Raw genomic sequence first — 13,488 nt, 5'->3', positions numbered from 1 at the left:
TTTTTACATTAAATAATTATAAGCTTTTCTATATTCGTAAAACGGAAACCATTTATAAGCTTACCCATAAGCTATGCCTGCAGAAAAACATACCTACATACAGATACACCCGGCCGATAATGTGCTGGTGGCGTTAACCAACCTTAGCGCTGGTACACCAATAAACTTTGGTGGGCATACCTTTACCCTGCATACCCCGGTTGAAGCCAAGCACAAATTCACCATTGCCGCGCTGGAACCCGAAGCGCCTATTCATATGTATGGGGTATTGGTAGGTAAGGCCTGCGAGCACATCCCGCAGGGCACCGCCCTAACGGTTAATAATATTAAACACGCATCGGACGATTTTAAACTGGGCAGCCGTAAAACAAATTGGGTAGTACCGGCTGCTGCCGATGCTTATCGCGATAAAACATTTATGGGTTTCCACCGCGCGGATGGCTCGGTGGGTACGGCCAATTACTGGCTGGTGATCCCGCTGGTTTTTTGCGAGAATAGGAACATCAACGTGCTAAAGGAAGCCCTATCGGCCAAGCTTGGCTTTGCCAAACCACGCGGTTACGAAAGCGAGGTTGATAACCTGGTAGAAATGTACCGTTCGGGCAAAACGGCGGCCGATATTTTACAGGCCGACCTGCAGCTATCGCCCGAAGCGCAAACCACTAAAAAACTATTCGAAAATATAGACGGGATAAAATTCCTGAACCATGACATGGGCTGCGGCGGCACCCGTACCGATAGCGATTCCTTGTGCGGTTTACTGGCCGGATACATCACCCACCCCAATGTGGCAGGTGCAACGGTACTTAGTTTGGGTTGCCAGCATGCGCAGGCGGGTATTTTACAAACCGAGATCCAAAAACGTGACCCTAACTTCAGCAAGCCACTGGTAATGCTGGAGCAGCAAAAAATTGGTACCGAAAGTAAGCTATTGCACGAAGCCCTTAAACAAACTTTTGCCGGGCTGATGGAAGCTAACCAACAACAGCGCCAACCCGCGCCTTTATCAAAGCTCTGTATTGGGCTGGAGTGCGGTGGCTCGGATGGGTTTTCGGGCATTTCGGCAAACCCTGCGTTGGGTTACCTGTCGGATATCCTGGTAGGCCTCGGTGGCAACGTGATCCTTGCCGAGTTCCCCGAGCTTTGCGGTGTGGAGCAGGAAATGAGCGACCGCTGTGCAGATGAAGCCGAAGCGCTGAAGTTTATGGACCTGATGCGAACCTACAATGCGCGTGCGGAGGCGGATGGCTCAGGCTTTTACGCCAACCCATCGCCGGGCAATATCCGGGACGGGTTGATCACAGATGCCATAAAATCTGCAGGAGCGGCAAAAAAAGGCGGCACCTCGCCGGTTACTGATGTGCTGGATTACCCCGAAAAGGTAACCAAACCCGGGCTTAACTTATTATGCACACCCGGCAGCGATGTGGAAAGCACCACTGCCGAAGTAGCATCGGGCGCTAACGTGGTTTTGTTTACTACAGGTTTGGGCACGCCTACGGGTAACCCTATTGCGCCGGTCATCAAAATAGCTACCAATACAGCAGTGTTCAACAAAATGCCCGATATACTGGACCTGAATTGCGGTACCATTATCGAGGGGGAGGAAACCATCGCGCAATCGGCCACCCGGATGCTGGATTATGTGATAGAGGTAGCCAGCGGCCTTAAGCAGCCCAAAGCGGTAATATTAGGACAAGACGATTTTATCCCCTGGAAAAGAGGGGTGTCATTGTAAGCTAAAAGCAGAAAGTTGAAAGTCCGAAGCTTTTATCTTTCTTCTTTTAGCTTTTAGCTCAATTTTAAATATATGTTTAGTTTAAAAAATAAACACGCAGTAATAACAGGGGGCGGCAGCGGCATAGGTAGGGCCATATCGGTGCTGTTTGCCCAACAAGGCGCTACGGTGCACATCATCGAACTGAATACGGATGCCGCGGCGCAAACCATCGACGAAATAAAAGCCGCCCGGGGCAGTGCCTTTGGCTACACCGCCGATATAAGCAAACAGGAGCAGGTGCTGGATGTTTTTAGGCAGGTTGGCAAGGTTGATGTATTGGTGAACAATGCCGGTATAGCACACGTAGGCAGCCTGGAAGGCACCACCGAAGCTGACCTTGATCGCATATATAATGTGAATGTTAAAGGCGCTTACAATGCCCTGTATGCAGCTATCCCGGTGATGAAGGCTAATGGCGGCGGGGTGATCCTCAACATGGCATCCATAGCGGCTACGGTGGGCATTACCGATAGGTTCGCCTACTCCATGAGCAAGGGTGCTATTATAGCCATGAGCCTTTCGGTAGCGCGCGATTACCTGGCGGATAATATCCGCTGCAATACCATATCGCCGGCGAGGGTGCATACACCGTTTGTGGATGGTTTTATCTCCAAAAATTATCCCGGCCGCGAGGACGAGATATTTGAAAAATTATCAAAAAGCCAGCCCATTGGCCGCATGGGCAAACCCGAAGAAGTAGCCGCACTGGCCCTATACCTGTGCAGCGACGAAGCGGGCTTCATCACAGGCTGCGATTACCCCATTGATGGCGGTTTTATTAAATTAAATAACTGATAGATGTGCAGATTTTAGATGTGCGGATGTGCAGATTTCAAATGTGCAGATGTAGTCTGAAGCATCAAGCCCAATGAACTAATGAACCAGTGAACCAGTGAACCAATGAACTAACAAATATGAAACTAATACGATACGGCGCGGCCGGCAAGGAAAAGACCGGTGTTATTATTGATGATGTGAAATATGATACATCGGCCTTTGGCGAAGATTATAACGAAGCTTTTTTTGAAGCGGATGGGTTGAAACGTTTGCAGCAGTTTGTCGACGCCAACAAAGGCAAGCTAACTAAGATCGCCGATGGCGAGCGTTTAGGCAGCCCTTTCGCGCGACCTTCAAAAATTGTATGTATTGGCCTTAACTATAAAGACCATGCCGAAGAAACCAACGCGCCTTTGCCAAAAGAGCCTATCCTGTTCTTTAAATCTACCACCGCGCTTGTTGGGCCAAATGACGATATCGTCATCCCTAAAAATTCGGTAAAAACCGATTGGGAAGTAGAGCTTGCCGTGGTGATTGGCAAAAAGGCATCGTATATTGAAGAAAGCGAAGCGATGGATCATGTGGCCGGCTACTGCCTGCATAACGATGTATCTGAAAGGGAGTTTCAGCTGGAACGCAATGGTACCTGGGATAAGGGCAAAGGCTGCGATACCTTTGCGCCCATAGGCCCTTTCTTGGCTACCACGGATGAGGTAGCCGACGTGCACAACCTGCGCCTGTGGTTAACTTTAAACGGTAAAACCGTGCAGGATGGCAGCACATCAAACCTGATATTTAACATTCCTTATCTGATAGCTTACACCAGCCAGTTCATGACCCTGTTGCCGGGCGATGTGATCTCGACAGGTACGCCGGCGGGTGTTGGCCTGGGCATGAAACCGCCGTTGTATTTAAAACCCGGCGACGTGGTTGAGTTAGGTATTGATGGACTGGGCGAAGCAAAACAAGTGCTTAAAGCTTATGCGAAAGATTGATAGTCACCAGCATTTTTGGTTGTTTGATGCGGTAAGGCACGGCTGGATCAACGATGATATGCAGGCTATCCAAAAGGATTTTTTACCTGCCGATCTGCAACCCATTTTACAGCAAAACGGTATTGAGGGCTGCGTAGCGGTACAGGTAGACCAAACAGAGGCCGAGAACGATTTCCTGCTTGAACTTGCCGCGAAAAACAGTTTTATAAAAGGCGTTGTGGGGTGGGTCGACCTTATGGCTGACAACATTGAAGAACGTTTAACGCACTATAGTACAGTAAAGTTGATGAAAGGTTTCCGCCATATTTTACAAGGCGAACCTGATGAAAAATTTATGCTGAACCCAAACTTTATGCACGGTATAGGCCTGCTGCGTCAATATGGTTTTAGCTACGATATCCTGATCATGCCGAACCATTTGCCTTATGCCAGGCAGTTTGTGGCAGCGTTCCCTCAACAGCGCTTGGTGATAGACCATCTGGCCAAACCCTATATCAAAGCTAAACGGATTGACGGCTGGAAAGAAGATATGCAAGCCATGGCCGCGTTCACAAATGTTTCCTGTAAAATATCGGGCATGGTTACCGAGGCGGACTGGGCAAACTGGCAGCCTGCTGATTTTGTGCCTTATCTTGATGTCGTATTCAACGCATTCGGCGCAAACCGCGTAATGTACGGTTCCGACTGGCCCGTATGCAACGTGGCAGGCGGCTATAAGGGCATACTTAGCGTAATTGAAAATTACATTAGCAAATTAAGCCAAAACGAGCAGGAAGCTTTTTGGGCTAAGAATGCTGTGGATTTTTACCGGTTAGATGAGCCGGCTTAAACGGCCATTCTTTATTCATCTTCGCTTTGGTAAAGTACACAATTGTACCTAATATAATGGCACTTAACCCGCCCAATACCATATGGAAGCCCGTTGACACCAGGATGCCTACCCACATGGCAATAGCCAAAAATATAGGTATAGGGAACAGCGGCATTTTATAGGGGAAATTGGTTTCGCTTTTGCGCCTGCGCAGCAGGTATAAGCCTAATGCCTGCGAGATGAACTGGATCAGGATCCGCATGGCCAGTATCGCGCTGATCACATCGCTGAGTTTAAACAGCAGGCTGAATGCAAAGGCTATCCCACCCAAAACCAGCAACGATATATAAGGGAAATTACCTGTGGGATGCAGTTTGGCAAACACTTTAAAAAAGGCACCGTCGGCAGCGGCCGCATATGGGATGCGGCTATAACCCAGCGTGGCCGAAAACACGGAAGAGAACGCCACAAGCAATATTAAACAGGTAACTATTTTTGCTGCTACATGCCCGGATAACTTCTCCATAAATTCACTCACCACAAACTCGCTGTCCTTTGCCTGGTGCCAGGGGATAACGCTAACAACGCTCACATTCATCAGCATATACAACACCGCTATACCTGCTATTGAGATAAACATACTTTTTGGTATGTTTTTAGATGGGTTAATAATCTCGCCACCTAAATGGCAAACGTTATAGTAACCTAAATAGCTGTAAACGCTTTTTACGCTGGCAAAACCGATAGCGGCAACAAAGGCGTAGTTAACGGTAAGTCCGTCGTTAATATGTTTGATGGGCGACAGAAAGTTGCCATGCGCCAGTCCGCCTGCTATTATCCAGATCATGGTAAGCAATACGCCCACCCAAAGCACCATGCTTATTTTGCCTATCGATTCTATTTTGCGGTAAAGCAGTATGATGATACAGATCACCACGCTCCCGCTCATGATCCGTTCCTGGGTACGGGTTAAAGGCAGCAGGTATGAAAAGTATTTTGAAAACCCGATGGCTGCCGAAGCGATCACCAGCGGCGCCTGTATCATGGTTTGCCACACAAACAAAAAGCTCATTAGTTTGCCCGGCCCCTTTTTGCCATAGGTTTCTTTCAGGAAATTGTAGGACCCGCCGGCTCTTGGGAAGGCCGCGCCCAGTTCGCTCCAAACCATGGCATCGATAAAAGACAGCACGGCACCGGCCAGCCAGGCATATAAAAACCACGGCCCGTTCATCATACTGATTACCATAGGCAAAGTAATGAACGGCCCGATACCCACCATATCGGTCATGTTTATCGCGGTCGCTTGCGCCAGCCCAAGACGTCGTACCAGGGAAGTTTCAGCCATGCATTTTTTTGTAAGCGGGGAAATGATCAATTAACAGGTACAAAAATAGTTTTAACCTTTAACGGGCAAAATTTATTAGGTCAGCGGTTTGTAACGAGTTACCGGCACACAAATAAATCTTCAATATACCCGTTTTCGGGTATGTTTTGGCGTGTTAATTAATATTATAATTGACAACACTAAATACTTAATCATGAATAAGATATCTCAGGTAGGGAAATATTTTTCGCTACTCATTTTAATTGCCCTTTTCGCAGGAGCCTGTAAAAAGAACGACCCTGTTAAACCCGGCCCCGACCCGGTTAAAAAGCCAACCGTTGAACAGGTAACCACTAACGTTGAGCAGGCGCTTGCAGGCAAAGATACTTTAAGCCAGTTTGCGCTTGATTTTAAATCGGCCGGCCTTACACAAGCAGAGGTAGAAACCGGGGTAACCGTTTTTGCCCCATCAAACAAAGCTTACACACTAAAAACTACCAGCCGCAAGAAAACAACAGCTGTTGAAGATGTTTATCTGCCCGATTCATCGGTGGTGAGAGATTATATCGTGGTAGGAAAAATTGATATCACCAAAGTAACCAGCGGCACAACACTAACAGCGCTGAGCGGTAAAAAACTGCTACTAACTAAGGTAAACGACCAATGGTATGTAAACGGCGTTTACTTGAACATAACCATATTATCTACCGGCGATAACGCGGTAGTATTTAGCCTGGCCGGTTTGTTTAACACCAGCGAGCTTCCGCATATCATAGGCGTATCAGATGTTAAAACCTTCCCGGGGTGGTTGTTAACCATTTATGGCGGCAACTTAGGTGCCACTGCCGATAAGAACGTTGTTAAGATAGACGATATAACGGCTACTATACATATCGCCGGCCCGGATTCTATCCAGATCACCGTTCCGCAGGGCGTAACGGCAGGGGCTTTAACAGTTACTACGCAGGGCCGTACAGTATCGGCCCCGCAAAACTTAACGGTGCAACAGGCAAATGTATCTACTGTTACAGGTACAGGAGGCGGGCCGGTGCAAGGTATAACCATTGATGGCTCGGATAATATTTACTGGACAGATAATTATTATAATGGGAATATACCGGCATCTCGCCTTGCTAAATATAGCGCAGGCCAGATCTCTTATTACAGGCCCTTATTTCCTAACCCTAATGGCGATGGTACCAATGTCCCTGTTTTAAACCCCAAAACAAGTTTATGGGCCATAGGGGTTGACAGTCAAAATCAACTTTATTTTGCAACAGAATCAAATATTGCCGGCGGGTTTAGCGGAATATTCCGTTCAGCCACCGCGGCCCCAACAACGGCCGAATGGTGGGCCGGCACCGGCACCAATTATACAGCGCCTGTAAAAGCTGATCTTAAAGTGTATACAGCTGCTATGAAATTTGACGCGCAGGACAATTTATACATATTCAATAGCGGCGCTAACCTGCAAAAAATCACACCGGCAGGCAATGTAAGTATTGCAATAAGCAAAACAGAATTTTTATCTGCCGAAGCAAGTATCACAAATGTATCGTCATATGGTATTGCGCTATCAGGATCAACAACCTATGTATCGGATGCCACCAACGGCCGCGTTTGGGTAAAAGATTCTAATGGTTTAAAAGTGCTTGCCGGGAACAGTACCCATGTTGCTAAGGATGGGGTAGGTACGGCAGCCCAGTTTGGTTCCCCATTCGGCATTGTGCTTGATAATAAAGGCAACCTGTATGTTTGTGATAACGACTATGGAACGTCAAAGTTCCTGATACGTATGATAAACCCACGCGGTGTGGTTACCACTATTGCCGGTGGCGCCGGTGCCGGGTCTGACATTGACGGGATAGGTGCAGCAGCCGGATTTAACGGTGTAAATACGATAGCGATAGACAGCAAAGGTGCGTTATATGTTGGCACAGATGCAGGTACTATCAGAAAAATTACTTTTCAATAAATAATAGTTTACAGTTTATAATCAGCCCCTGCAGATACCTGCAGGGGCTTTTTTGTTTGCTAAACTTTTTAAAGTTGAGTATTAAGTATAAATACATTTAAAAAAAATTTAAAAACTGTTGGTAAATGTAACAGCTCTGATACACTTGTTTAGAAAATGTATTATATATAAGTTAATAATAGTGAATAAAGATTGATCTAAAAAGCAACCATTAAACTTATAGATAAACAATTGTGCCGGGGCAAGCGATACTGGTTTTGCCTTTCCTGATCTTATAAATTGAATTATTCACCATTTAAATCATTTATAACCATGAAAAAAATCTATTGCATTGTATTTGCAGCGCTGTTAGCTGCCGCATGTACCAAGGAAAAAACGGCTACAATAGCCCCGCAAGGCGCAAAACCCGCTGAAGCAACCACCTCGGCTGTTCCCGATTCGAAATTACGCACTCAGGCCACCATATCGTGGAGCGGATACACCTGGAATGTAAAAGCACCCGCCGGCACACAAGGCCCCGGCCCAAATTATTGGAGCGGCAACAATGTTTGGGTTGATGCAAACGGTTGGCTGCATTTGAGGATCTCGAAAAACCCATCTAATAACCATTGGGAATGCGCCGAAATATCAAGCACACAAAGCTTTGGCTTTGGTACCTATCAATGGCAAATAGATGGCCCGATTGCCAACCTGGATAAGAATATAGTGCTGGGTTTATTCGATTACTCGGGCATTGACGGCCGCGACGAAATAGACATTGAGTTTGCACGATGGGGTAACAGCGCCTGGCCAAATCTTAATTACACTATTTTTCCTAAAGTGGGCGATGCACCGGCGCCTGCCAGCTACTCGCAGGAGTTTTCTACGCCGGGCGGTACTTATACCACACACCGCTTTAAACGTACAGCCACCAGCGTAGTGTTCAAAAGCTTATATGGCTTTCAAAGCGGCGATACCAATTTGTTCCTAACCAAAACATTTAATAGCCCCGGTACATCCATCAGCGGGAAAAGCATGCCTGTTTTGCTAAACCTATGGTGTTTTAATGGTTTGGCGCCATCAAATGGCCAGGGTGTAGAAATTGTAATACACAGCTTTAAATTTACAGCAAACTAATTTCCCCTTACTTAAATCTTAATAAAGAAGCCGTTTCATAATTACATATGAGACGGCTTTTGTTTTTTAACAGGATTACTTAAGATTTAACCCATGTATTTTCACCGGAAAGCATCTGTGTAAAATGACTGCGTGAGGGAACATCAAGGTAAGGATAGGTCACCTTGCTAAGGTATAAGCCCTGTGGGTAGGCTGGCTTAATAACCTGCGCTTTCATCGGATCGGCCAGGTGCGATTCAAATTCGTCAACGCTTAATTTCCCCGTGCCTATCTCAATAATTTTACCTGCGATGATCCTGACCATCTTTCCTAAAAAGCGGTTTGCCGAAATATGGAACCTTAACCGGTCGCCGGTTGTATCTGTAAAAATTTTGGCTGCACTGATGTTGCAGAGCGTATGCTGGTTCCTGTCGGGCATTTTGCAGAATGCGTGATAATCATTATATTTTAATAACAAAACTGCTGCGCGGTTCATACTGCCGGTATCCCAATCTTTCACCGGATACATCGAACTAAAACCGCTTAAAAAAGGGTCTTTATAGGTATGGATGAAATAATCATACCCCCTTTCATATGCATCAAAACGGGCATGCTGCCGGCCATCCATCGGGATAATATCAAAAACGGCTATATCATCGGGCAGTAAATTGTTAAGCCTGAACGGGAGGTCGAAATCCCATGGGGTAACTATATCTGCATGAAAAAAGAATTGACTGGCGTGTACCTGCGCATCGGTACGCCCGCAACCAACTATCCGGATAGGAACTTTAAAAACCTGGCTTAAACAGTTTTCTAAAACTTGCTGTACGCCTATCCCATCCGGGTGTATTTGCCACCCGCTGTAATTTGTACCATGGTAACCGATATGGAAAAAGTAGCGCAAGGATATTTGATAAATGTAGCTGCGGGTTAATCGGTTATTTCTTCATCTTCAGGCTTCGCCTCATCAGCAGGATCGGGCTTTGGCAGGTTTGCTTTAAGCATTACCCGGCCTTTTTTGGTTAGGGTACATGCAGGCGACCGTTTACTCTCTTCGCCATTGGCAACATCTATAAGGTTATATTTTTGTAAATCCTGCAAGTCGGTCTTGCTGATGTTAATAGCCATGCCTTTTTCTGCAATAATCTTTAGTGCTGCAACCACATCCTCGTGTTTCATGATAGTATATTAAGTATAATGCAAATATGAATATAAACAAGTAAGGTATTGTATACTACCTATCCAAATTTTCATGTCCTAATATTCGTGTTTGGATTTATTTGCAAGCGCTTACAACTGCGTTTAACGTTTGTATTTATTAACAGATCAGTACACAAGGGGGGCAACAAACATAGGCTGTGTTGCGATTTCTGATAGGTTGTCAAATAGCTTGCATTTCGCAATCAGTTTGTTAACTTCGTTTAAGACTATCACAATTTTATAAATCACTGTTTGACAGACGACCCGGCAGTTGGCACGAGTATTAAAGGAAATCTTAAACGCACTATAGGCGTATTTGGATTGGCCTGTGCTGTTATTAATATCACCATAGGTACGGGGATATTTATATTGCCTGCAATAGTGGCCGAACATTTAGGCGCCGCCGCAATTATCTGTTTTTTGATTTGTGGGCTGCTGATTTTTTTAATTGCCCTTTGTTTCGCCGAAGTTGGTACCAAGGTTACAGGCAGCGGCGGAACATATGCTTATATCGAAGCCGCGTTTGGGCCATGGTTAGGTTTTTTAGCCAACAATATATTTTGGCTAAGCTGTTGTTTATCTGATGCTGCAGTTGCAAACGGTTTATCAAAAACACTTGGTTATTTTTATCCGCCTTTAGATACCACTTTCAGGCCTTTGTTCTTCCTGCTGCTAATGGTTGTTTTCGCGTGGATAAATATCCGCGGCTCAAAGGGCGGCGTAAATCTTGTAATTGCAGCAACTCTTGCCAAAATAGTTCCGCTTGTACTGCTTGTTATTTTTGGAGTTAGTCATATTTCGGCAGCAAATCTTAACTGGACAAGTTCATTTACGCTGGGTAATATCGGCTCTGCTACGCTTATCCTGTTCTATGCCTTTCTCGGTATCGAAAACGCGGTTGCCAATAGCGGCGAATTTAAAAATCCGTCCAGGGTAGTACCATTGGGTATTTTATCAGGGCTCTCGTTTGTATTATTGCTATATATCGCCATTCAACTTATTACACAAGGTATGTTGGGCACACAATTACAGCTATATAAAGATGCACCACTTGCAGAAGTGTCTAAACGATTGTTTGCTTATACCGGAATTATACTGATAACCGTGGGTGCTGCTGTTTCTATGCTGGGTAGTTTAAGCGGGGCAATATTGGCCATACCGCGCGTACTGTTTGCCGGCGCAAAAGATGGCATTTTCCCCAAATTTTTAGGAGATATACATAGCAAATACATAACCCCGCATAAAGCAATTATACTATATGCAGCTATAGACTATATTTTTGCAGTTTTCGGTGCATTTAAACAACTGGTGGTTTTATCGACAGCATCTGTGCTTTTAATATACCTTGGCGTTGTGCTTGCCGCAATTAAACTGCGATATAAAAAACCAGTACAGGCCGAAACAACCTTCACCATACCGGGAGGGTTAACAGTCCCAATTTTAGCTACGGTCACTATTATATGGTTGCTTTACAGTTTAACAAATCCCGAAATAATTGGAATGAGCATAGCGCTCGCGGCACTATCGGTAATATATCTGCTAATGAAATTGTACAATAATAAACAGAAACAGTTATTTGCAGATAAGTAACCCGCCTTGATTTAATAGGTAACTTCTAAACGTCAAAATCAGGGAGTTTTATTTATCTTTCGTCACGTCGTTATTTTTACTTGTAAATAAATTACTGATCTTTTAATAACACCGCTTGCCAAAACTCCGGCTACGGTGTTAACTACCGATACCCCGAATTTAGATTTTGGATGCGCCAGCCACGGAACCCCGGGAGGTAGGTTTTGAACGTCTTCAACACATGGCCGCATCCGTTTTTCGTAAGCTGCAAACGCATCTTCGTGCCTGTGTGACGAGAAAGTTCACCTGCCAATAAGTAAGCGCCTACCATAGCCAGCGTAGTGCCCATACCCGTATGCGGAGTTGGGATAAGCCGCGTCGCCAATCATCCCTGTACGCTTCAGCGCTGCTACTACGTCTTCGCGTTGCGTAGGTATTGTATAATAAGCCGGTACAGCTATGCTATAAACAAGTACGGTAATGTATTAACGTTTGTGTAACAATAACAGGGGATTTCTAAATAAATTATAAATCTTGCTAAATCAATTTAGCTTTTTATAACTTTACCGGCATGAAACAAAGTTTACTTGCTTTCTTTTTATTTATTTTTTTAGCGGATAACTTAAACGCACAAACAATTGAACCCTTTAAACCCGGCGATAGGGTGGTGTTCACAGGTAACAGCATCACCGATGGCGGGCATTACCACTCTTACATATGGCTGTATTATTTAACGCATTTCCCAAACAGCCGTATTCAGATCTTTAACGCTGGTATCGGCGGAGATGTGGCCCAACAAATGTACGAGCGGCTTGATAGCGACGTATTCGCTAAAAAGCCAACCGTGATTACACTTACCTTCGGGATGAACGATACAGGTTACCAGCTTTTAAAAGGCGCCAGAGCAGATTCTGCATACCAGGCAAAAATAGCCGCGTCTTTAAAAAGTTTTAAGCTGATAGAAGCAAAGCTAAAGCAGCACCCCGGTGTAAGAAAGATAATGATAGGCTCGTCGCCATATGACGGAACTTCGAAAACTAAGTTTATTAACATCAGTAATAAAAATGCAGCTATGCGGCAGGTGGCGGTCGAACAGCAGCGGGCGGCTAAACGCAACAATTGGGATTATGTAGATTTTGGCGCGCCCATGATGGATATCAATTTACGCGAGCAGCAACGCGATTCGACATTTACGCTGCAGGGCAGCGACCGCATACACCCTACAAATGACGCGCAGATGGTGATGGCCTGGCTGTTTCTGAAAGCCCAGGGGCTGGCCGGGAAAAAGATAGCGGATGTTGCTTTAAATGCCGATAGCAAAAAGATAGAGCTGTCGCAAAATTGTATCATTACCAACCCGTTTATAGCGGCGGATAAAATCAGTTTTACTTACCTGGCAAAGGCGCTGCCATACCCAATGGATACTATTCCGGGCGGTTTCGGGCGGCCGCAAAAAGCGCAGGCAGAGGCCTTGAAAATAATCCCCTTTAACGAGGAATTTAACCAGGAGATCTTGACGGTAAAAGGCCTTAATGCTAAACAACTCTTGTTAAAAATAGATGGGAAAGCAATAGGAACCTATAGCGCCGAAGAATATGCCCGGGGCATTAACCTGGCAACCATAACCACAACACCACAGTACCAGCAGGCAATGGCGGTAATGCACCTCAATGAAGAACGCTGGACCATAGAACGCCGCCTGCGCGAATATTATTGGCTGCACTATTCCGTACTAAAGCCAAAAGGGTTGCTTTTTAATGATAGCGATGCTACCATAGATTCGCTAAAAAAATATGGGAAAAAGGATTTTTTTGTGGCGATGACCCTGCCAACGTATCAAAAGGCCCGTTTTAAGGCCGTCCGCGATGCCTGGCAAAAGGAAATTGACCTGCTGATAAACCAACTCTATATAATCAATAAACCCGTACCACACCGTTTCGAGATCACCGCAGTTAACTAAAC

Annotated in this window: 11 protein-coding genes; 8 read left to right on the top strand and 3 right to left on the bottom strand. The window is 45.4% G+C overall.

Annotated elements, in window-relative coordinates:
• The first annotated feature begins 73 nt into the window (after positions 1–73).
• The 4 genes from EWM62_RS16540 (at position 74) to EWM62_RS16525 (ending at position 4,381) form a co-directional block, all read left to right on the top strand.
• On the top strand, positions 74–1,738 hold the full coding sequence (locus EWM62_RS16540) for a UxaA family hydrolase (RefSeq protein WP_129877786.1): 1,665 nt from the start codon (positions 74–76) through the stop codon (positions 1,736–1,738).
• 72 nt (positions 1,739–1,810) lie between these two features.
• On the top strand, positions 1,811–2,575 hold the full coding sequence (locus tag EWM62_RS16535; protein WP_129877785.1) for an SDR family NAD(P)-dependent oxidoreductase: 765 nt from the start codon (positions 1,811–1,813) through the stop codon (positions 2,573–2,575).
• Between the two features lie 119 nt (positions 2,576–2,694).
• Positions 2,695–3,552, top strand: a complete 858-nt coding sequence (locus tag EWM62_RS16530; protein WP_129877784.1) for a fumarylacetoacetate hydrolase family protein — start codon at positions 2,695–2,697, stop codon at positions 3,550–3,552.
• Entirely contained in the window at positions 3,539–4,381 is an 843-nt protein-coding gene (locus tag EWM62_RS16525) for an amidohydrolase family protein (protein ID WP_129877783.1), read from the top strand. Before EWM62_RS16530 ends, EWM62_RS16525 begins: the two co-directional genes overlap by 14 nt.
• Here EWM62_RS16525 and EWM62_RS16520 read toward each other — a convergent pair.
• Positions 4,338–5,708: an APC family permease gene (locus EWM62_RS16520; protein WP_129877782.1), complete on the bottom strand. Its 1,371-nt coding sequence runs from the start codon at positions 5,706–5,708 to the stop codon at positions 4,338–4,340. The genes EWM62_RS16525 and EWM62_RS16520 overlap by 44 nt on opposite strands.
• Before the next feature lie 193 nt (positions 5,709–5,901).
• Here EWM62_RS16520 and EWM62_RS16515 point away from each other — a divergent pair, with 193 nt between their 5' ends.
• Entirely contained in the window at positions 5,902–7,662 is a 1,761-nt protein-coding gene (locus EWM62_RS16515) for a fasciclin domain-containing protein (RefSeq protein WP_129877781.1), read from the top strand.
• 312 nt (positions 7,663–7,974) lie between these two features.
• Positions 7,975–8,778, top strand: coding sequence for a glycoside hydrolase family 16 protein (locus tag EWM62_RS16510; RefSeq protein ID WP_129877780.1), 804 nt, complete (start codon positions 7,975–7,977; stop codon positions 8,776–8,778).
• 79 nt (positions 8,779–8,857) lie between these two features.
• On the opposite strand, the gene EWM62_RS16505 is transcribed toward EWM62_RS16510, so the two are convergent.
• Positions 8,858–9,661 (bottom strand): tRNA pseudouridine synthase A, encoded by an 804-nt coding sequence (locus EWM62_RS16505; protein WP_129877779.1) that lies wholly within the window; start codon positions 9,659–9,661, stop codon positions 8,858–8,860.
• A gap of 26 nt (positions 9,662–9,687) precedes the next feature.
• A complete protein-coding gene (locus EWM62_RS16500) occupies positions 9,688–9,936 on the bottom strand; it encodes a hypothetical protein (protein WP_129877778.1) in 249 nt (82 codons plus the stop codon).
• Between the two features lie 273 nt (positions 9,937–10,209).
• Here EWM62_RS16500 and EWM62_RS16495 point away from each other — a divergent pair, with 273 nt between their 5' ends.
• Both EWM62_RS16495 and EWM62_RS16490 read left to right on the top strand, forming a co-directional pair.
• Complete coding sequence (locus EWM62_RS16495; protein WP_162499860.1) at positions 10,210–11,547, top strand: APC family permease; 1,338 nt, start codon at positions 10,210–10,212, stop codon at positions 11,545–11,547.
• A 550-nt stretch (positions 11,548–12,097) separates the two neighbouring features.
• The gene (locus tag EWM62_RS16490) at positions 12,098–13,486 is read left to right on the top strand and encodes an SGNH/GDSL hydrolase family protein (protein ID WP_129877776.1); all 1,389 of its coding nucleotides are present in this window, start codon (positions 12,098–12,100) and stop codon (positions 13,484–13,486) included.
• Positions 13,487–13,488: the final 2 nt, after the last annotated feature.

The organism is Mucilaginibacter terrigena (genome assembly GCF_004168255.1).
Lineage (GTDB): Bacteria > Bacteroidota > Bacteroidia > Sphingobacteriales > Sphingobacteriaceae > Mucilaginibacter > Mucilaginibacter terrigena.
This window is presented reverse-complemented; position numbering and strand designations above follow the sequence as displayed.

What these genes read in the sequence shown, in the direction of transcription:
- EWM62_RS16525 (WP_129877783.1), top strand. Translation starts at nt 3,539, where the DNA reads ATGCGAAAGATTGATAGTCACCAGCATTTTTGGTTGTTTGATGCGGTA.
- EWM62_RS16520 (WP_129877782.1), bottom strand. Translation starts at nt 5,708, where the DNA reads ATGGCTGAAACTTCCCTGGTACGACGTCTTGGGCTGGCGCAAGCGACC.
- EWM62_RS16540 (WP_129877786.1), top strand. Translation starts at nt 74, where the DNA reads ATGCCTGCAGAAAAACATACCTACATACAGATACACCCGGCCGATAAT.
- EWM62_RS16535 (WP_129877785.1), top strand. Translation starts at nt 1,811, where the DNA reads ATGTTTAGTTTAAAAAATAAACACGCAGTAATAACAGGGGGCGGCAGC.
- EWM62_RS16515 (WP_129877781.1), top strand. Translation starts at nt 5,902, where the DNA reads ATGAATAAGATATCTCAGGTAGGGAAATATTTTTCGCTACTCATTTTA.
- EWM62_RS16500 (WP_129877778.1), bottom strand. Translation starts at nt 9,936, where the DNA reads ATGAAACACGAGGATGTGGTTGCAGCACTAAAGATTATTGCAGAAAAA.
- EWM62_RS16490 (WP_129877776.1), top strand. Translation starts at nt 12,098, where the DNA reads ATGAAACAAAGTTTACTTGCTTTCTTTTTATTTATTTTTTTAGCGGAT.
- EWM62_RS16530 (WP_129877784.1), top strand. Translation starts at nt 2,695, where the DNA reads ATGAAACTAATACGATACGGCGCGGCCGGCAAGGAAAAGACCGGTGTT.
- EWM62_RS16510 (WP_129877780.1), top strand. Translation starts at nt 7,975, where the DNA reads ATGAAAAAAATCTATTGCATTGTATTTGCAGCGCTGTTAGCTGCCGCA.